Origin of the sequence: Parahaliea maris (genome assembly GCF_008064665.1) — a bacterium.
Taxonomy (GTDB): domain Bacteria; phylum Pseudomonadota; class Gammaproteobacteria; order Pseudomonadales; family Halieaceae; genus Parahaliea; species Parahaliea maris.
The window spans coordinates 155,605-175,730 of the sequence record NZ_VRZA01000008.1 but is presented as its reverse complement, the minus strand read 5'-3'; the positions used below and the strand labels follow the sequence as shown (position 1 = coordinate 175,730).

13 protein-coding genes are annotated in these 20,126 nt (G+C 55.0%); 1 reads left to right on the top strand and 12 read right to left on the bottom strand.

The features are described from left to right. Positions 1-29 precede the first annotated feature (29 nt). The 10 genes from FV139_RS18715 to FV139_RS18670 all read right to left on the bottom strand — a co-directional run bounded on the left by FV139_RS18715 (position 30) and on the right by FV139_RS18670 (position 14,611). Positions 30-3,233 (bottom strand): efflux RND transporter permease subunit, encoded by a 3,204-nt coding sequence (locus FV139_RS18715; RefSeq protein ID WP_148070009.1) that lies wholly within the window; start codon positions 3,231-3,233, stop codon positions 30-32. Next, positions 3,230-4,387, bottom strand: a complete 1,158-nt coding sequence (locus FV139_RS18710) for an efflux RND transporter periplasmic adaptor subunit (protein ID WP_187276642.1) — start codon at positions 4,385-4,387, stop codon at positions 3,230-3,232. The genes FV139_RS18715 and FV139_RS18710 overlap by 4 nt, the downstream gene beginning before the upstream one ends. A gap of 11 nt (positions 4,388-4,398) precedes the next feature. After that, entirely contained in the window at positions 4,399-5,694 is a 1,296-nt protein-coding gene (locus FV139_RS18705; RefSeq protein ID WP_187276641.1) for a TolC family protein, read from the bottom strand. A gap of 108 nt (positions 5,695-5,802) precedes the next feature. Further along, entirely contained in the window at positions 5,803-7,014 is a 1,212-nt protein-coding gene (locus tag FV139_RS18700) for a PepSY-associated TM helix domain-containing protein (RefSeq protein WP_187276640.1), read from the bottom strand. 101 nt (positions 7,015-7,115) lie between these two features. Beyond that, on the bottom strand, positions 7,116-7,796 hold the full coding sequence (locus tag FV139_RS18695; RefSeq protein WP_148070004.1) for a response regulator: 681 nt from the start codon (positions 7,794-7,796) through the stop codon (positions 7,116-7,118). 9 nt (positions 7,797-7,805) lie between these two features. Next, complete coding sequence (locus FV139_RS18690; RefSeq protein WP_148070003.1) at positions 7,806-9,332, bottom strand: ATP-binding protein; 1,527 nt, start codon at positions 9,330-9,332, stop codon at positions 7,806-7,808. Between the two features lie 160 nt (positions 9,333-9,492). Beyond that, positions 9,493-10,422, bottom strand: a complete 930-nt coding sequence (locus FV139_RS18685; protein WP_213004173.1) for a nuclear transport factor 2 family protein — start codon at positions 10,420-10,422, stop codon at positions 9,493-9,495. A gap of 118 nt (positions 10,423-10,540) precedes the next feature. Beyond that, complete coding sequence (locus FV139_RS18680) at positions 10,541-10,936, bottom strand: hypothetical protein (RefSeq protein ID WP_148070001.1); 396 nt, start codon at positions 10,934-10,936, stop codon at positions 10,541-10,543. A 102-nt stretch (positions 10,937-11,038) separates the two neighbouring features. Next, the gene (locus tag FV139_RS18675) at positions 11,039-11,584 is read right to left on the bottom strand and encodes a hypothetical protein (RefSeq protein WP_148070000.1); all 546 of its coding nucleotides are present in this window, start codon (positions 11,582-11,584) and stop codon (positions 11,039-11,041) included. A 42-nt stretch (positions 11,585-11,626) separates the two neighbouring features. Continuing rightward, complete coding sequence (locus FV139_RS18670) at positions 11,627-14,611, bottom strand: glycosyl hydrolase (protein ID WP_148069999.1); 2,985 nt, start codon at positions 14,609-14,611, stop codon at positions 11,627-11,629. A 186-nt stretch (positions 14,612-14,797) separates the two neighbouring features. On the opposite strand from FV139_RS18670, the gene FV139_RS18665 reads away from it, so the two are divergent. Continuing rightward, positions 14,798-17,701, top strand: coding sequence for a family 78 glycoside hydrolase catalytic domain (locus FV139_RS18665; protein WP_148069998.1), 2,904 nt, complete (start codon positions 14,798-14,800; stop codon positions 17,699-17,701). On the opposite strand, the gene FV139_RS18660 is transcribed toward FV139_RS18665, so the two are convergent. Both FV139_RS18660 and FV139_RS18655 read right to left on the bottom strand, forming a co-directional pair. Next, positions 17,653-18,234 (bottom strand): hypothetical protein, encoded by a 582-nt coding sequence (locus FV139_RS18660; RefSeq protein ID WP_148069997.1) that lies wholly within the window; start codon positions 18,232-18,234, stop codon positions 17,653-17,655. The two genes, FV139_RS18665 and FV139_RS18660, sit on opposite strands and share 49 nt — an antisense overlap. Before the next feature lie 12 nt (positions 18,235-18,246). Further along, positions 18,247-20,112, bottom strand: coding sequence for a hypothetical protein (locus FV139_RS18655; protein WP_148069995.1), 1,866 nt, complete (start codon positions 20,110-20,112; stop codon positions 18,247-18,249). Positions 20,113-20,126 lie beyond the last annotated feature (14 nt).

The window sequence follows — 20,126 nt, the reverse complement described above, 5'->3', positions numbered from 1 at the left end:
CGGGATACGGAGTGCGGTTGCCGTCCTGTTCAGATAAGTCCGGTCTTTGCAGCGCGAGCATTTTGGACCGCCGGATTATCTACCCCGGATTTTGGTCGCTTGACTAAATAGGATTTCGCGTCCTCCTGTATTTGTAGCAGGCAAGGGACCAGTACTAGCGTTATTCCCGTTGCAAAGAGGATTCCGTACGCCAGTGCCGCAGCCGCCGGGATGAGAAACTGGGCAGACAGCGTTGTCTCTGACAATAACGGTGCCAGCCCTGCAAAGGTCGTAACCGATGTCAACAGTACCGCGCGGAGTCTATTTGTGCAGGCTTCTACGATTGCGTCCTTTACGGCCAACCCCTCTTCGATCAATTGGTTGAACCGACTGACCAGAAGCAAACTGTCATTCACCACTACGCCACTGAGTGCCAGAACTCCATTTAGCGAAAGGACACTCAGTGTTAGTCCATGAAACCAATGACCCAGCACAGCGCCGACAAGACCAAAAGGTATGGCCGTCATGATTAGCAGAGGCTGAATATAAGACCGAAGCGGAACCGCCAACAGAGCGTAGATAATCAACATGGTGATAGCGAACACCCGCTCCATTGAATCTGTCGTCTCCCTCTGCTGCTCTGCCTCTCCACTGAACCGCACGATCAAATCGGGATACCGGCGCCGTAGATCCGGGATAATTGTCGATTTTAGCTCTGATACCAACTCATCGGGAGTCACTAGCTCTTTGTCTACTACACCACTAATATAGACCGAGCGGAGTCCATCGATCCTGGTAATATCCTGTGGTGCAATCTCCGGGAGCACCGAAACAACGGAATTTATAGGAATCGTTCTGCCATCCGGGGTTGATATCTGGGCCTTTAATACGTCATCCAGCGTCTGACGCTGGTTATCCGGAAAGCTGACCCTGACCCTGACTTCATCTTTACCGCGCTGAAATTTCTGTGTTACGCCCCCTCCGAAGGATTGCAGCAGTTGGCTGGAAAGATCGCTCATATCCAGTCCCATTGCACGACCTAACTCGGTGAGCTTGAAGCGCATGCGCGCCTCACCGCCACTCAGGTTGTCGTCTATTCCGCTGACACCCTGGCGCTGTTCCAGATAGCCCTTGAGATCCATGCCCGCAGCTGTAGCCGAATCTACACTCCAGGATTTGAGCTCGATTCGTAGATTTTCAACCGGCATACGAATCGCCATAATTCTCAATTGGCGAGTACCTTCCGGAAATCCGGAAAGTTGGCGCCATCTGTCAGCAAACTCGTTACTTTGGTAGGGCCCTCCTTTTTGTAACTCTACCTCAATCGAACCCGCCTGATCGCTGGTTGCTGCCACTTGCATACTACTAATGGCTGATTGATCAGTATTTCCACGCAGCTCCTTATCGGCCAACCGGGCTGCTGCCTCGAGCCGCAGCAGGTTTTTTCTTGTTTGGCCAAAACTGACGTCGTTCTGCATAGCCAGGTTAGCCCGTATGACGTCGTCCTGAATCGCTGGAAAAAAGCCAATGCGGACAGCGCCCGTGAAGGGCATACTCAGTACTGCGATCAATACAGAGAGGAATGCGCCAATCACCATATAGCGGTGTTGCACTGACTTTTTGATGATCACCCGGTAAATATTGTGATTAAACCAGGTCAAGCCTCTATCGGCGGCGTTTTGCAAGCGCGCCAGAAATCCGGTCTTCCCTTCATGCTCCTTGCGGTGAGTGTCAAGGTGCGCGAGGTGAGCTGGCAGGATGAGTTTTGATTCGACAACAGACAGCATTAGACAGATAGCGACTACTATGCCGAACTGGGAATATATGCGTCCGAGGATTCCCTCGACCTGCGACAGGCAAACGAACGCAGCTACTGTAGTCATTACACCAATAAGCGTTGGGACCGCCACACGATGAACGCCCTGGATAGTGCTCTGCAGGCTGTCGCCCTCAATACGTCGAGTGGTGTAGACACTTTCTCCAACCACGACGGCATCGTCTACAACGATACCGAGCGCCATGATGAACCCGAAGGTGCTCATTTCGTTGATGGTGATCCCGACAAAACTATCTGTCATGAAAAACAGCGTACCGAGAAATATGAACGGTAGACCTGCTGCGACCCAGAAGGCGACCCTGATGTTAAGAAATAGCGCGAGTATGATAAAGACCAGGGCAATCCCCCCAAGTCCATTCTTGGTAAGTAGAGTAAGACGTTCAATGATGAACTGACTCCGGTCATACCAGGCGACAATTTTCACGCCTTCCGGTACAAGACCACTGGTTTGCCATTTCTCAACGATAGCCATGCCCTGGTCTGCAATTCGGATTATGTCGCCATCCTCGCCAATCAGCAGTTCTATACCGATGCTGTTTTCACCGTTATAGCGAGCGAGGACGAGTGCTTCGTCGTTGAATCCATCCTTCAACTCTGCTATGTCGCCGAGTGTAATAACGGTTCCCTTGGCATTCGTTATCAGTGGGATGTGCGAAAACTCGGAGATTGTGGAAGCCAGCTCTGTTGTCGTCAGGCGCACTACGCCTTGCGCGTTGCGCAAACTGGTACTGGGTGAGGCCGAGGATTCCGCGTTAATTGCTCTGGATATATCGTCAATGGTAAGACCATAGGACTGCAGGCGGCCGCGATCGATCTCAATCTGCATCATGGGTTCGGCTTTTCCGGTAAATGTGATGTTACTCACATCCGGCATTTCCAGCAGGTCGCTCTTGATACGCTCTGCGAGGGTCTGGAGCGTTTCGCGATCCGAGTCGCCAAATACCTGAACCCACAGTACATGCTGCTGACGTCTTTGCTTGGCAACAACTGGTTTGTTGGCTGAGGTGGGGAATGTGTTAATCGCATCGACCTGACTTTTTACATCCTGCAGGAGTTGGTCAAGATCGTAATCACTCAACTTTTCGATGGTGACGGTGCTGCCTCGGCTGCTGGACTGGGAGGTTATGCTTTTGATGCCGGGGACTTCTTCAAGAGCCTCCTCCACTTTGAGTGCAATACCCTCTTCGGCGATTTCGGGTGTCGACCCCGTATCAAAATTTACTGAAACTGTAATCCGGTCTGCTGGTGCCGAAGGGAAGGCTTCTTTTCTGATAACTCCGAGAGAGAGTAGTCCTGCGATGATAGCTGTGAGCATAAGCAGATTGGCAGCGATGGGATTTGAGGCAAACCATGCAATAATGCCAGCTCGGCGGTATATTTCGACCGGACGTGGATCCTGGGATCGGATAGCGCTCATAGTGCCTCCTGGACAGGCTGCACTTTCACCCCCGCGAGATAGGAAGTCAGTGGGCGTGAAACAATCCTGGATCTTGATTCGCCAGCCAACGCTTTAACATAGGCATAACCATCCGCACGGAAGACAATCCGGGGCTTGTAGCGCCGGAGTTGATGCCCGGTATCCACATACCACAATTCCCCTTGTGGGGTAATGGACGTCTCTGGTACGCGCCACAGATTTTCGAATTGCTTCCCCTGAATGGTTACCTCGAGATAGGTGCCGGGATACAGTGGGGTGTCTTGTATCAATGGATTTTCTACAGCAACTACGAGGGAGCGTTGGCGTGATTCGGTATTCACGTGCTGCTCTACACGAACAACACGTCCAGACCACCGTTTATTATCTTCGACGCTGGCCAGGCTCGCAATCACACTGTCCAAGGCGATATTCCCGGAATCCCCAAAGATTGACCACTGGTCAGCGGACAAAGGGACGCTAACTTCCAGGCGCTCAACCCCGTACAATACGCCTAACTGTGAACCGACCTGGAGGTAACTACCGGGTTGCACATCGCGGCTGATGATAAGCGCATCAAATGGAGCCGTTATTTGGGTGTTTTGCAGGTCGCGATTTGCCCGATCCACCCGTCTCTGTGCCTGCTCGAGAGATGCTTCAGCGGATTCAAGCTGCAGCGTTCGCAGTACCAGCGGGTCTGGCTCTCCTTCCAGTCCGGAACTCTGCCATTCTGCTCGCGCCTGACGGGCGAGTCGCTGTTCTTCCGTTAATGACAACTCCGCGGCAACAACAGAAGATCGTGCAACGGCAAGTTCGTACTTGTAATCGGTACTGTCCACCAGGGCGAGCAGATCGCCCTTCCTGACGGTTATCCCGGTTGCAAAATTGTCGGGAAGGCTTAACACCCGCCCGCTGACCTCCGCTTTAAGGCTCAGCTTGTCTCGGGGGAGCGCTTCTCCAAAGCCCTTGACTTTGCCGTAATAGCTAGCGGACTCCACTGGAATTACCCCAACCTCGAGAAGAACCCCGTCCATCTGAGCGCCGATTCCAGGCCGCGAGGGAGGCGACTCTGTTGGTATTTTCGAGCCAGACAACGCAAAGTATGTAAGAACCAGCGCGCCAATTATGAAGGCGAGGTATTGCTGATTGCGGGACATTGATACGCGATTCATTCTGACGCCGCAAGCCCCAGAGCCAATCCCAGATCAACCCGATTTGACAGTCGCTGAAAACGGAGCTGCGCCCTGCGTTCCTGAAGATTGAAAGCGGTCTGCTGAACAAGCAGCAAGTCCAGGATATCCACGAGACCATTGCGGTATTTTTGTTGATAATTGATCAGACTTCGTTCAGCAAACAGGAGGGCCTGTTCAACATGCTGTAACTGCCCCTGTAGCGATTGTTCACTACCCAGTGCATCGTTAACTTCCTGTACTGCCGTTAGCAGTCTTTCCTGGTACGCCCAAAGTGCCTGTTCCGCTGTAAGCTCTGCAGTTTCCAGATCGGAACTTAACTGCCCTCCATTGAAAATTGGTCCTGTTATACCAGCCAGTAAGCTCCAGGCCGAACTGTCAAACAGCACATCCCCGAGATCGCGACCAGTGTCCCCATACGTCCCGGTCAGGCTCAGGCTCGGGAGCAAGTTCTTGAAAGCCACATTGACTCTATAATCTGCTGCAGCGATATCAGCGTATGCCTGCTGCAGGTCGGGTCGTAATGCGAGATCCTGCTCTGGCACTGTGGAGAGAGCCAATAGCACATTGGGGAAATCTTCGGGAAGCGAAATTGACAGGTCTGTGTATCTTTCGCCCGTTAGAATTGCCAGTGCCCGGAGACTTCTCTGCAAGCTTTCCTTGTATTCGACCAGCACGGCTCGTCCATTGGCTGAAGCTGTGCGAGCGTCGTCGAGCGACTGCAGGTCTCCGAGGCCTGACCGGTAACGCATGGTGATGAGATCCTCATTGGCGACCAGTACATTCAGCCTTTGGGTCTGTATGTCAATAAGCCGCGCATTGAGTACTGATTCCAACCATGCTCGTATTACCGCTGCCGCCAGAGCGTTTCTTGCTGCACGATAACTTGCTTCAGAAGACACCACATCCAGTTGCGCAGCTCGACTGGAGTCGGCCAGTTTCTGCCAGATATCGATTTCCCAGGAGACATTCAAGGTGGATAGATAGTTGCTTTCCTGACGGTCCTGTCGTTGTTTATATATTCCCAGCGAAACGCCCGGCACACTCGCAGAATCAGCTCGGACCCGCGCTGCATGTGCCTTCATCATCGAAAGCCGGACCTGTTGAAGACCGGGGTTGCTCACCAGCGAACGAGTTACAAGTTTGATAACATCGGGTATGTCGATGAGGTCTGTGAGCCTTACGACTGATTCAGCGTTCTGCTGGGTATACTGCCATCGCGACTTTTTCTGTAGGGCATGCTCCGCTCGCGGTGCGAGGTCATCCGGGGTCATTGCCGAGCAGCCAGAGAGCATCGTCAACAACAAGGCAGTGCCGGCTGTTCTGGTTCTCCTTGGTAGGCTCGGGTACATTATTTTTATACCGGTTTCCGTAAGTCATGTTTAACGCTTTGCAGCAATGCCCTTTTCTTGTCCTTTTCGCTGACGGTTACTCGATTTCAGTCGCTTGCGACGCTGCAGGTACATCACCCAGCCAGTAACGTAGAACACGGGCATGGAGAACGCCGCAGTCATCATCACGACTACTCCGGGAATTCCAAATATTCTTCCCTCGTGTATATCCTGGTTGCGCTCAACCAGCATTTGTGCGAACGATGATGAATTTTCGTCCGTTTTTTGACGCAGTGTAGAACTCTCGACGTCACCAGTAACCGGGTCGATAGCGATACGGAAAGTCATGCGCTCGCTCTCTCCGGACAGAACGGGATCGTTATCCTGTAGTTGCAGCACCATCTTTTGCCAGCCCGTAAAGTTTCTGGCGGCAGTGAAGAGTGGTATCACCTCATTCACGGGTATTGCGGGAACGTCGCTGGTTGTAGCAGGACCGCCCGGAGGCGGAGGCGGAGGCTTGTCCTCTTGCGGCTGTCCCAGTATGTCCCTGACAGTCTGTCCGTACCACTTCAGTGGTGTACTCTGAAACGTCCCGGTATGGGCCACAATCAAATAGATGAGCAATAATACTGTGCCCATCACCATGTGAAGATTTCGCAGGAAGGCTCGGCCATTGAGACGGAAGTCAATCTTCAGCCAGGCGCTTGGTTTTCTGGCTAACCTCCCACGTGGCCAGCGCAGGTAGAGACCTGACAGGACGACAAAGTACAGGCAGAATGCCGCTACGCTCATTGAGGTCCAGACTGGGGTGGAGAGAATGTGATCGGGCCGGAACCAGTGGCCTTCGTGAATTTTTTGCAACCAGGCCATTGTGGCTTCGATGCTGGCGCCTAATGACGACCGACCCAGGACTTCGCCGGTGTATGGATCAACCAGCCGCATTTCGGGTTGGGGCATGCTGCCCATCGCGTTTTGACCAGAAGCGCGGCGCAACAATTCCGCCTGGTAATACCTGCTGCGGCCCGGGTACAGTGTCAGCTTGAGTAGCCGGAATTCGCTGGTCTGCGCCAGAACCCGTTCATAGATAACTTCGGCGGGTAGTCGTTGGGAAGTCGGTTCTTCGGGTGCTTCGTTGACTCCATTGGCCCAGGCGATCAGTTCGGGCTTAAATGCCATCAGCCCGCCAGTAACCCCGGAAATCGCCAGCAGCGTACCCAGGGTAATGCCCAGTATCCAGTGCAGATTAAATAGAAACTTTCTCACTGACTCCCCTGAGGTAAACACTTTTCCGAAAATTGTAGAAAAGTGTAAGAGGGAAGTGTGCAGTAATTATGGAGGACCGGATCCCGGGTTGATTCGGTTCCTCAGATATCAATCTTGTAACCGACACCGTACACAGATCGAATCAGTTCGTCGTCAGGGCTCAACTTTCGTAGCTTTCCTCGCAAATTGCGGATATGGCTGTCAATAGCCCGGTCGGTTGTATCGCGGTAATCGTCGTATATCGTGTCCAGAAGCTGGGACCGGGAGTAGATTCTCCCGGGAGATTGCAACAGCGTCGCAAGCAAGCGAAATTCCACCGGCGTGAGGTTGAGATTCTTGCCGTCAAAGTTCGCCTTGTAGGTCTCCGCATTCATGACCAGCCCGGGGATTATGGGCTTTTCTTCCGGCCATTGGAGCCTTCTTAGCATGGCTCTTATGCGAGCCATCAGTTCGCCAGGGCTAAAGGGTTTGGTGACGTAGTCATCGGCACCGGCATCCAGGCCCAACACTTTTTGAATCTCCTCAGTCCTTGCCGTCAGCATGATGATCGGTGCAGTACTGAACTCGCGGATTCGCTTGCAGACCTCCAGGCCGTCTATGTCAGGCAGATTGAGGTCGAGAACGATCAATGCCGGAGACAGTTTTTGCGCCGCTTCGACGGCCTTTTCTCCGAACATCTCCCAATGCGCCTTATAGTTGTTGGCCTCGAGATACTTGACTACAACATTGGCTAACTTTTCCTCGTCCTCGACAACCAGTACCAGAACTCCGTTAGTGATCATAGCTCCCAACTACCTGGATGTAATATCTGCGAGTGGTAACGATACAGTGACCTTCAAGCCTTCCAGGCTTGAAGGCTCTGCCGTGATGCGCCCTCGATGGGCTTCAACAATATTCTTGCAAATGGCCAGGCCAAGTCCATTGCCTTTGCCGGCACTATCGACACGCTGCATGGCCATGAAGGAGCGCTCGAACAAACTTGCCAATAAATTTTCAGGCACACCGGGGGCGGAGTCTTCAAATACCACAATAGCGTTCTGGGAGTCTGACTGGCAATGGATCTTCAACTTGCCACCTGTGTAGGTATAACGCATCGAGTTTTCAATCAGGTTGTTAAAAAGCTGATTGATCCTGCCATCGTCTCCCTGAACAACAAGTGGCCCACTACAGGCTGAAAACTCAAGTTCAATTTTTCTCTGATTGCGGCGGTTTTCAAATGCGCGAACGGTACAGTCAAGGATTTCCCCAATGTCGACAGGGTGCATTCGATAGCTGAGAGCACCAGCATCACTCGAAGAGACTTCGTAGACATCTTCTACCAGCAACCCAAGCGTCTTCACCTCTGTCAGTAACGAGCGTAGCGATTCTTCACTTGGGGTCTGAACACCGTCATGTATAGACTCCAGTTCTGCTTGCAGGATGGCAATGGGGGTTCTAAGTTCATGGGAAAGGTCTCCCATAAGGTTTCGCCTGACAGATTCATTTCGCTGCAACACCATGGCCAGGTGATTGACATCGGCCGAGAGCTCGGCGATCTCGTCGTTGGAATCCACCGCTAGTCGCAATTTGTAGTTTCCACTTGCGAGTTCCCCAACTGCAGTTCTAACAGGCCGTAATTTTCTTATGAATTTTCCAGATAGCAAGACGGCGAGGGCGGCGGCGATGACAACGGCGGATAAACCGGTGAGCATCATGATCTGGTCCTGATCTTTCTTGAACCTTAAATCCGCATCGGTGATTGCCTCATTGGAGGGCGCGTAAACCAGCCAGCCGACAGTATCTCCGTCAACTTTTATAGCACGTTCAACGGTATTGAAATCACCTTCAAGGAAGCCAATGATGAAACGCCGGTCCCCGTCCAGCAGCGCGATACGTAACCCGGTACCCGTCGTATCGACATTTTTCAGGCCCTGGACGGGTGTCGCAGTCTGCGGTGGCGGCGCGCTTCGATCCTGGCCGGGGAGCCCCATTAACTCGAACCAATGCTGGGGCGAAGAGAGCAGGTAACTCCAGTCGCCGTTGTTCCGATACTCATCGGCCATGAGGGGGACCAACGCATCAAGTTTCGCTACCCCACGCTCATTCAGATAATCGATAAACCCGCGGTCAAAACCTACGCGTGTCGCGAAACCCATTGCCACGATGTTGACTATGCTTACAAAGAGTATCGCGAGAACCAACTGGCCACCCAGTCCCGGGCGAAAGATTTCTGACAGTCTCCCGGTGGACTGATTTTCCTGATTCTGTCCGAGTTCCACGGTGTCAGGTTCGGGAAGTCCTTTCTTCGTCCGGCTGCCCGGTTTCTCGAGAATATGCATGACATTACCTGACCGATTCTTATATTGCGCAAGATCTGCGTCTGCGTAAGCGGAAAAGCGCTCATCAGTTTATGCTGACGAGATTACACGACCCGGCTCCAATAAAAAACGCCCTGGAACGATTTACGTTCCAGGGCGACAGTGGACCACAATTTCGCGATTATTCCTTAAGCTTTACGATGCCGAGGGTGGCGGAATTGTCGGGTCTGTTGGTGCTATCGCAGTTACAGTAGGAGAATGTCTCAGAGAACGTATAGTAGGGCTCAGGGAGGCGAGGGTAGATGAGGCCCGGCCGCGTCGGAGAGTAGGGCGGGTAGGAATAGGCCGGCTTCTGGAAACCGGGAGGGAGCTCGGCCATGCGCTCGCCAGCCTGGCGCATGGGGCCATCATCTCCAGCCGGGGTCAGGCTGCCGTTGATAATCTCAATGGCCTCGATCATCTCTTTCGGGAAACCCGGGGTGAAATCGTAGGCCATCTGCAGGTGCCAGATTTTCCACTTTCCGTTCTCTTTTATGAAATCTGCCGCGTACTTTTCCCAGAAAAACACACTGTTCACCTCCGCGTCATCGTCAGTGACTTTTGCCATCAAGCCAACCCCGGGAGAGTACCAGACACCCTTGGCGGTTTTACCGTCGCCGGCCACCTCAATAATCGGCGTTGTGTTGGTGTGCATGGCCCACTCGTGCCCCGCACCCAGATTTGCTGCAGTGAACTCAATACTGGGATCAACCGCCTGAATCGCTTTGAGCGCCTTCTCGCGATTCGCCTGATTTTCCTTGCCGTAGGCGTTGCGAACCGTCTCCAGTCCGGCCATCACCCACATGGGGCTGGCAAAGGTGGCTGAGGCTGCATTCGGCCCCTTGGGGTCAACCCATAACGTATCGACTTCCTCCAGATTCATTCCCGCGGCATGATAGTAGGCATGCCTGCTCATGGTGTTCTGGACCTGCAACGCAGCGTAGGCCGCCTCGCCCTGGCTGATGGTTGGACGGCTTTCAGCGTTGGCAGGGACGGATACCTGCAGCGCTATACCTCCTGCGAGTACGGCACCAGTGATAGCCAGCGCGCTAAGACTTTTCTTGAACATCATTTTTATTTCCTCTTTTCTACCATGTAGTTGAATGTCGATTCGCGATCACTAGCGAGGCTACATGCCGGCTATGGGGTAATGTTGCGTGAGAGCGTGCTCGCTAGCTGATCAGGGATGTCTATTGATCCTTTGGCCGAGGCGGTGGCCCTCCTGGTGGTGGGCCACCCGGACCGCCAGCAGCCGACATCTTTTTGTCGAATTCGATAAACTCTTCGACCGTCAGGAATCCGTCGCCGTCGCCATCAATACCTCCTGGCGCGGGGTTAACTTCGTAGTCTTTCTGTGTAACATAGCCTCGTCCGCTTTCGAACATGTTGAAAGAAGACATGGGGAGTCCGGCGCCTTGCCATTCACTTCTCGACATCTTTCCATCAGAGTTTTTGTCGACGGCGGCTGTCACCTTGCTGAAATCGGGATTTCCAGCAGCCCTTTCGCTGTCCGAAGAGTGCGCCGAAAGTGGCACCAGGGTAGCGAGTAGTGACACATGCGCTATTAAACGGGTGGTCTTGTTCATGGCATCCAGTCGTTATATTTGTTAGTGACAATGGTAATGCTAAGTCTGAATTGGGGAGGAAATATGCAGAGATCCAATACTTGTCCTGATGGTTGTTCCCTTTTAACGAAAATCGTAGGTGGCCTCTGACAGCGGTTCTATTACATCCCACTTCCTCAGTATTTTACCCTGTGCATTGAACCGAAATATTTCCACAACGGCATCGCCGATTTTGGTTCCGCCGGGAGTGCCCATGAATGTGGTTATTTGATCACCGATACCGACGCCCTCGACAAAAGCCAGTACCACCACGACATCACCTTCTTCCACCACCCGTTTAACGGTAAAGACAGGGCTTGGCGGTGGCGGGAGGCTGGCTTTTTCTGGCGCTGCGACACCGGATGCCAGGGTGATCTCCTTTAGCCGCGCTCGACGTCGCTTGTCGTCTTCCTCAAGCGCTGCTGGGTCATAAAACTGCTTGCGGGCTTCCGCGAACCTGCCTTCATTGTTTGCCAGGTAGATGTACCTCAGCGCGGTTAGTTTGTTGGGGCTGTCAGCCAGGGAGTAGTCATGGTCCCCAGCGGTTACGGAGCCGGGAACCATCAGTATGACCGCACAGGTAACGAGGTTGGCTGTCAGGCGATGGATTGCCTGTTGCATGAGTCTCACAATAGTCTCTCCTGTAGAATCGATGGCCCGTTTACCTGCCCGTCAGCCATGGCTGATAGTAACCGGCCCGATGAGTCCGTAAGCCTGAACCCGACGACCTCCGCCAGGGGCCGTGGCGCCGGGAGCCATCATGGCATCGGGTCCGGCCAGGGGCGCCCCCAGATAAGTGCCCGTAGGCGGTGCCATGGCATCAGCATCCGCCGGCGGTCGCCAGTCATCGGAAAACTGGGCGTCGGGCATCTCCACGCCGATCGGGAGGCTTATTCCCGCGTCTGGCCCCAGCGACCTCAACCGATTGTTCAGCGTAGTCGCTACCTCCACCTCGATGTCGTTATTACCTGCCTGCAGCCACTCCGCCACTTCAAACCGGCTTTCGAACTGGTTGAGCGGCGGTAGGTCCCGACCATTAATGCGAAGCCGGAAACTCCCACCCACGCGCCCGATGTCCAGCACTGCGCCGTCCGTGGGGCGCCAGGTTTTCGGCAACGACAGCTGTGTGGAGTAGTGGCCAATACCGGAAACGTCACGCAGCAGTGCGATATCGGACCAGGCAGACAACTTTTCGAGCTGTAGCTGGTGGACCGTCTTGCGCGTGGTCGTGGCATCATCGCCGGGCTGCCAGTCTTCAACACGCAGTTGCCACTGCTGCAGGGGTAATTGAGTTTTGAGCGCAGCCAGCGGGTTTCGGACAGGCGAGTCTTTACAGGTGGAATTACGGTGATGTAAGCGGATAATGCGGGCCTCATTGGCCTTGAAGGTCAGCGGCCCCCGAATGCGGCCCGCTGCTGCCTGAAAATTCTCGAGACGGTACTGGTTACCGCTCCAGAGATCGATTTCCGTGGCCGCGCCAGTACCGCGAAAGGACATGGTCAGGGGTATTTCTGCATCGGAATCGTTGAGCAGGTAGTAATCGGTCCAGTTCGCATGGACTCGCACAATGGGCAGCACGCGACACTGTGCCGAAAAGCCCAGTACTGGAGCGACTCCCACCTGGTTCAGCTTGTCAATGGCGGCCTGCTCGGTTGCGACCGTGTGGACAGATTTATAGGTGTGTAAATGCTGCCATGCCTGAGCGAGGCGGTGCTTCCTCGCCTTGATATCATGCAGTCCGGGAACGTCTGTTGGCGCAGCGCCGATCAGGATAAGCTGCAAACCCGCCGCCGCAAAATCCCGCAGCTTTTCCGCGGTCTCTGGCGCCATTTCCTGGGTGGGCACCAGTACCAGGGCCCGGTAGCCCGCCCCATTGGGCGTCAACACACCGCCCTCTACCGCAGCCTTGGGGTGGTTGAGAAGGTCCGGTTGAATGTGGTGTCGCGTGTAGCCAGAGAGTCGCAGTGCCTCCCCAAACGACGAGCCGCTGCGATTGAAGTTGGCGGCGACACTACTTCGGCTGATAGGCTCCAGTACCACCACATCCGCCTGGGAGCGTCCACTCTGTAAGAGATGCTGGAGACGCCCCAGATAGCCAGAAATATCGCTGGCGTGATGCCAAAGGGGGCTACGCGGCCCCCAGTCGTTGCCAATGACACGCCCAAACGCCGAAAATCCGGGCCATTTCGCATCGGGGGAGTCTGCGTAACTGAACCCGTGAAGCACTACCTGATTGACGCCTCCCGCGAAGTCGCGCTGTAACATGAAAAGTAACAGCTTCCAGTCCGCCACGTGTGCCTGGCCGCCGATAAACGTGGCAGCCTCATCAGAAAGAATTCTGTTACCGGCGATGTCCCTGGCCGCGGCCTTGGCGCTGAAACTGTCGATATTGTCTGCGTTATCCCCTTCCGGCACATCGCAGTAGGCTGCGGCCAGGCCGGAGCACTGTGCGCGCATACCCATTCCGAGCGTCCTCGCCCACTCGGATAGCGACCTGATACGGTTGTTCGCATACATTTGCGTCAACGTCTGCTGGAAATCCTCGTCGAAGCGATCCGGGTCAATTCCGTCCAGTTGGTACAAACGCGGCGGCTTCTCCTCTATCCAGGGCGGTAGTTCACCGACGTCGTCCGCTGACACGGCGAGCAGGGGGAGGAACGGAAAGACGTCGTAACCGCGAAGTTGGAGAAATTCCCTGGGGAGATCCGGCGACCAGTGTTTGACCGCCTTCAACTCCAGCGAGTCTTCGAAGAAATTCCCCCCAATCTGGCGCAGTAGAGTGCGAGTTCGCGGAGGAAGCAGGTGGTTCTCCCAGTAATCGATGCAAGCGCGGGTTCCCGCTTTTCCGTACACGTCTACGGCACAGGCGACCGGGTCTGACAACATGGATGTCGCTATGGCGCGGTCGAACAGGTTTTGCGTTTGCGCAGTGCCCCGGACCCAGAATGCGAACAAATGCCAGCGCCCCTGGGCTGGCGCCTGCCAGTCAAGGGCGCCGTCAGTCACCGTGTCGGTGAGATCAATCCTGGACGCGGGGTCGAGAACGGTAGTCCCGGATTCTACACGCAACTCGCGGTACGCCTGTACGCGTAGCAATTGCGCTGTGACCCTGGGCGGTACAGTGTGCATGTGCAGACCTGACGCCGGTTTCGCAAACGCTGGCAGGGTGCCGCTGTAGGATTCACCGCCATCGAGAATCAACAGGCCGTGAACAAGTTCCTTGGCTGCGGCGGGATCGTCGGGGGTAACACCCGGCACGCCGGTCGGCCAATGCGCCCCCAGAGTGATATCGGCTTTCAGCCCCCGCTGGGCCGCAACCTCCAGCGCGCGTTCGACTGCCGCTACCCAGCGTTTTGACCCCCAGCCGTAGGTCTTCGGATCCAGCGGTACCTGAATTCCGTCGCGCACGTCGGCAATTTCGAAGCCACCGAAGCCGGCATCCGCCATGGCGGCCACTTCCCTCTCGATCTGATCCGGCTCGACATAGCCTCCGGGCCACCACCAGCGGAACCTGGGGCGTTCCTCCATAGGGGGTAGGGGAATGGTGCTACAGCCGGTCACGGGCGTCGAGGCGGAGCGAGCAAACCCGCAGGGAAGCATTGAGGTCGCCAGAACGGTACTGGCGCCGGTGACAAACCGGCGTCGGGATATTTTCATTATTCTATAATTCCTGCTTGCGCAACTGCGAATATTCTCAACAGTGAAGCCCAAATATGGAGAAATTGTGGATCATTTTCTTGCCGTGCAGGGGGTGACCCCGCGCTGCGTCTCCACAATCCCTGCAAAATCGCTCCCTAGCATGGCCAGCAAGCACCCATAATCTACAATAAACGGACATCTCCAATGACGGCACAACGCAACTACCTGATCACCACAGTCATGGGAGTTATCCTGTACGTTCTGAATGCCCTGGCCGCCGCCGGGGCAGTGCAGGAACCGGCACCGGCTGACTCGCTGTCGGTGACAGACCTCACCGTCGAGCATCGTCAGCAACCGTTAGGCATCGATACCCCAGAGCCTCGTATAGGCTGGATCGTCGAGGCAAACTACAACGGAGCCAGGCAGACCGCTTACGAAATACGGGTTTCCAGCAACCGTGATAATAGAGGTGATGTCTGGTCGAGCGGTCGGGTCGAATCCGGGGATTCGTTCGATATTGTCTATACCGGCCCGAAATTGCAGTCGCGCACACGCTACCATATTGCTGCCCGGGTTTGGGATGAAGACAGGGCTTCGGAATGGAGTACACTGACCTGGTTTGAAACCGCCTTCATCGACTCGCAGGAGTTTCAGGGAGAATGGATCGGCCGGGTTAGAACCCGCGGGGACTCGGAGTCCCCGGAGGCGCTGTTGCGCTCGGAATTTGACTTGCCGGACAAGCAGATCAGCGTTGCGCGTGCCTACATTGCCGGTCTGGGCTACTACAAGGCATACCTCAATGGGAGCCGGATCGGAGATCACGAGTTGGACCCGGCATTTACCCCTTTCGATCGCCGCGTCATGTATGTGACCTATGACATAACAGATATGTTAAGGCCGGGTAGTAACGCGATCGGTGTCAGCCTGGGACGCGGGTTCTACGCCGATTACAATAACATTGATACTGCGGTCGCGCCCTGGCTCAGCGAACCGAAACTCAAGCTGCATTTGCTGGTGCGATTTGACGACGGCACCGAGAGGGAAATCCTGAGTGATGCTTCATGGAAGGCGTCTGATGGGCCGACGCTAACGAATTCAGTCAAATATGGCGAGGTATACGATGCGCGGCTCCAGCAGCCGGGCTGGAACGACGTCGATTTCGATGACAGGGACTGGGCCCGGGCGCTGCTGGCAATCGCGCCCTCCGGTGCACTCAAGGCTCAGGATATCGAGCCCGTCAGAGTCACCGGTGAGTTGAGCAGTCCCAGCCGTATCCCGGTCACCAGTACGACCACCCTCTATGACTTCAAAACCACAAGGGCTGGCTGGGCGCGTATTCGACTTTCAGGACCTGCCGGCAGCAGTGTGACGATCAAATATGGCGAAAAGCTTACCAGCGAGGGAACGATCAATTCCGGCAATGATGGTCCCTTCGGCGGCACCCCGGTGCAGGTGTACAGCTACACCTTGCGTGGAGACCCAGAGGGCGAAATCTATACGCCAAGCTACAGCTACAACGGCTACCGTTTCGTTCAGGTCGATGCCCCTGAGGAAGTGAGGATCGAGCAAGTCGAGGGCTTGTTGCTGAACAATGACATTCCGGTCACAGGTGTCTTCGAAAGTTCTGATGAACTGTTGAACCGGTACCACCGTGCGATGGTGCAATCCACCGTGAGTAATCTGCATCACATTCCAACGGATACGCCAATGTACGAAAAGCGTGGTTGGGCCGCGGATGCGCTGCTGATCGTGGATAGTGCGTTGATGAACCTGGCTTCCGAGAATTTCTGGGAAAAGTGGATGCTGGATCACCGCGACAACCAGGCCGCCGATGGTGGACTGGCGGTGATCGTCCCGAACCAGAACCCCGGTGGGCCCCAGGAGGACCCCTTTGTGGGCCTCACCAGTGATCCCATTTGGTCTTCGAGTTATGTGCTGGTCAATCATGCGCTTTACCGACAGCGCGGTAATCTACGTACGCTGCGTGAAAACTACGCCGGGATGACTCGCTGGATGGCAAAGTGGATGCGCGAACTCGCTTCCACCGATTACCTGTTTACGGGCAAAACCTGGGGTGACCACGAACCCGCCTACGGGAGTGGCATGGATAACCAACTTGTAGGTACGGCATATATCTATCGTTCTGCATCGGCCCTGGCTGAAATAGCTGACGCGTTGGGTAACCACGACGACGCGGGCATTTACTCAGATTTTGCCCGCAGGGTGGGGCGGGCAATAAATACGAAATACTATGATCCACGGGCCAGGCACTACGACTTCCCTTACCAGCCCCCCCAGATGGGGCCTCCGCCGGGGGTCGAGTTGCCGGAACAAATGCCTGATGATATTCCGATGATGGTTCAATTGCCCGCCGCTGAAGTGGACGCCAGGCAATTTCAGACCGATAACGTACTGCCGCTCGCTCTGGGCCTGGTGCCAGCGGCCGACCGCGCTGAATTGTGCAAGCAGCTGCTGACGGACGTTGGAGAAACGCACGGCGAGCATATCACCACCGGTGCCACGGTATTGAAAGATGTGATGCCCACCCTGAGTGAATGTGGCGGTGGTGAGCTCGCGTACCGCGCTGCCACGACACCGTCCTTCCCCGGGTGGGGTTACTGGTTTTTGACGTTGGACGGTAGTGAGGCTAAAGGTGGTGAAACGATTATCGTTGACACTCACTGGGAGGCGTGGCATGAGCACGCGCGCTCCCATAATCACGCCTTTCGCGGCACGATAGACGATTGGCTATTCCAGTACCTGGCTGGTATTCGAGAAACTTCACCGGGATATCGGACGATCCGCATTGCGCCCCAACCCGTGGCAGACATCAGTTATGCGCGTGCTGCCATAAAAACCCCTCTCGGGAAGGTGAGTTCCGATTGGAAAATCCGGGACGGGCAGCTCGACCTCGAAGTGATCGTACCGGTGGGCGCTGTTGCCGAGATCCACGTTCCCGCGCATTCCGCAGAAGCGGTAAAAGCGTCAGCTGGAGCGCAATGGCTTCGGCAGTCAGGAAGTCGTGCCGTGTACCAGGTGGGTTCCGGAGTGTATCGATTTCATGTGTCGGAGTATGCAGGCACCGTGGCAGTGACGGGAAATACGTAGCCCTCAATGCGTACAAGCACATAATTGGCTTGCCGCAGTGCGGGGTCTTTGGGCGCGAGTGTAGAGGTACGAAAGTCTTTCAGCTCTTCGCTATAAAAAAGATATAACGGAACGGTACCCTTAAACGGCTCTTGGTATATAAAGCCCTCCGTGGCTTTTTTTTCGTACCCGGCGGCGAGTAGCATTTGCACGGACTCGCTGGTGGCAACGGTAGCGTTATCCTGAAGCTCTTCGTTCCAGTAGAGATCGAGTGCAACGGTTTGTGCTTGCGCGGACTTTAGTACTCGCGCTTCTGCGCGAACTTCGACATATCCAAACACTGTCAGCGCGGCATTCTGTCCCATCGTGGTCGCGGTCTCGAAGTGATCGATACGCGTTTTGTGCCAGTAGCTTCTGAGAGTGGCCAGGTCAGCTGACCTGCCGGGTGGCAGGTCGTCTGCTTGAACAGGAGGTACCGAATCTCCGGCATTCACCATAAATGGAAAAACCAGCGCGAGGAAAAGGTAACCAGAAAACTGGGTTGATTTCTTCATCGGTCGCTTCGGTCAATAGACCCGGAGGACGATCTCGCCGTCATAGGTGCCCGGATTGATCGGTACGACCTTGCCATTGACCGTCATTTCCAGGCTGGCACCTTCGGTGGCCTGCAGTTGCGCCCCATCGGCGATAACGAGTGCGTCCAGAAAGCTGGTCTTTGCAACCAGCCAATGTGCGTTCCAGTCCAGATAGATCCTCAGTTCGTGTTCGGAATCCACGGGAGCGTAGTCATTAACGACCTCGCCAACAGTTTGAAAGGTCTCCTTTGTCGGTTCCTTACCTGAAGCAGGGCGCGTCACTGAAGTACTGATAGCCCCGGTCAGCGTTGCATTCATCAGGTAGACGTTCATGTCGCCATGGGCGTGCATCGCATGGGCAATGTTACCGCTCAGGGTTGTATTACGCAGAGTTACATTGACATCGGGGCTGAAGTTCATGGCATCAGCGCCAGGCATGGTGGGGGGAGCCTCCATTCCCGGGGGCGGCGCTCCTCCTGGCGGGGGAGCGCCCGCCATCATTGCCTGCATTATTGGGTCATCGTTCTCCATGGTTTGCACCAGGATGCCATTTTCTGCGTTAAGCAGTGCATCATCGACAATAATATCGGCGCCGCGGCCCTTGACCTGTACCGCTGTATTGACGCTGTTGATCTCGCTCTTTTTCTCTACACGCAGCACGGATCCACCAGCGCCCTGGTGCATCATGATGCCCAACTTTTGTGAATTCAGTACGCTATGGTCGGTGAGGGTGACCCAACCCGGGCCGCCGACAACAACGCCCACGTCTGTTACGTTAAATGTCGTTTGACTGAAGTAGTCGTGGGAGTCTCCATTCGCGTAGGCTCCATAGCCACTACCCTCGGTTTCAATCAGACACTTGTTCACGAACATTCGCGTAGGCCCGTTGCCGTCACTGGACAGGGCTCCCCAACCATGCGACTTGATGCGACAATTGTTGTAGTACACCGTTGCCTCATCGATCAGGTTGGTCGACCGGACATTACCCCACAAGCCGAGTCCGTAAGGTACCTCCATCATTTCCCCGGGCGCGATCGAAAATTGATAGTCGTCGGGCAGAGTGCCACTGAACGTTTCGATATCCGCGTCATTGACAGTCATGGTGCTTTTTCCACCAATAAACAGGGCAGGGCGTATAGCGCCTCGGGTACGGATTTTCGCACCGTTAATCGTGACATGGGCGTTGTCAGTCGACATCACTCCGGCGCCCCAGCCAGCGAAATCGTTGCCCCCATTGCCGACCATGTCGATGGTGAGGTTGTTGATGGTATAGGTCGATTCGCCGGCGACCAGAACACCGTTGAAATTTTCCTCACGCGACACGACCGTCACATCGGTTGCCGTGAGGTCGTCAATTCTGGCGTTTCCCGCGGCGGACAAAACCGATTGATCTTCCACCAGTTTGTTATCGTTGATAACAATCGCCGAGCGGTAGTGATATGGGGCGTATCCGCGGTATTCAACCAGGTACTCTCGCGTGGGGGTAAGCACAATCGCACCCTGGTACGTGCCCGGCTTGATGGGGGTACTGACACCATCTACGGTCAAGGTAATATCGTATCCATCGGGTGCGAGAACTGAAGCGCCATCTGCAAGGGTGAAAAGATCGAGATGGGTAGTCTTATCAACTTTCCATGACTCTCCCAATTTCAGAGTGACGGCTTCGGCTGCGAATGCCGGGCCAGGTATCAGCAATGCCGCTGTTGTGGTTAATGCAGGCAATACAGACGCTGAGATGGCGTTAAATCTCTGGTAGCCAATAGCGGGCTGTCTGGCTGAGCTTTTCAGCCGGAACCGGGAGAGAACGGTTTCGCTGAACATCGAGCGGCGCGAGACGATAGGTTGTCGTTGAATCATTGGCTGTCGCATCT

What these genes read in the sequence shown, in the direction of transcription:
- FV139_RS18670 (WP_148069999.1), bottom strand. Translation starts at nt 14,611, where the DNA reads ATGAAAATATCCCGACGCCGGTTTGTCACCGGCGCCAGTACCGTTCTG.
- FV139_RS18680 (WP_148070001.1), bottom strand. Translation starts at nt 10,936, where the DNA reads ATGAACAAGACCACCCGTTTAATAGCGCATGTGTCACTACTCGCTACC.
- FV139_RS18710 (WP_187276642.1), bottom strand. Translation starts at nt 4,387, where the DNA reads ATGTCCCGCAATCAGCAATACCTCGCCTTCATAATTGGCGCGCTGGTT.
- FV139_RS18705 (WP_187276641.1), bottom strand. Translation starts at nt 5,694, where the DNA reads ATGACCCCGGATGACCTCGCACCGCGAGCGGAGCATGCCCTACAGAAA.
- FV139_RS18685 (WP_213004173.1), bottom strand. Translation starts at nt 10,422, where the DNA reads ATGATGTTCAAGAAAAGTCTTAGCGCGCTGGCTATCACTGGTGCCGTA.
- FV139_RS18655 (WP_148069995.1), bottom strand. Translation starts at nt 20,112, where the DNA reads ATGATTCAACGACAACCTATCGTCTCGCGCCGCTCGATGTTCAGCGAA.
- FV139_RS18660 (WP_148069997.1), bottom strand. Translation starts at nt 18,234, where the DNA reads ATGAAGAAATCAACCCAGTTTTCTGGTTACCTTTTCCTCGCGCTGGTT.
- FV139_RS18695 (WP_148070004.1), bottom strand. Translation starts at nt 7,796, where the DNA reads ATGATCACTAACGGAGTTCTGGTACTGGTTGTCGAGGACGAGGAAAAG.
- FV139_RS18665 (WP_148069998.1), top strand. Translation starts at nt 14,798, where the DNA reads ATGACGGCACAACGCAACTACCTGATCACCACAGTCATGGGAGTTATC.
- FV139_RS18690 (WP_148070003.1), bottom strand. Translation starts at nt 9,332, where the DNA reads ATGCATATTCTCGAGAAACCGGGCAGCCGGACGAAGAAAGGACTTCCC.
- FV139_RS18715 (WP_148070009.1), bottom strand. Translation starts at nt 3,233, where the DNA reads ATGAGCGCTATCCGATCCCAGGATCCACGTCCGGTCGAAATATACCGC.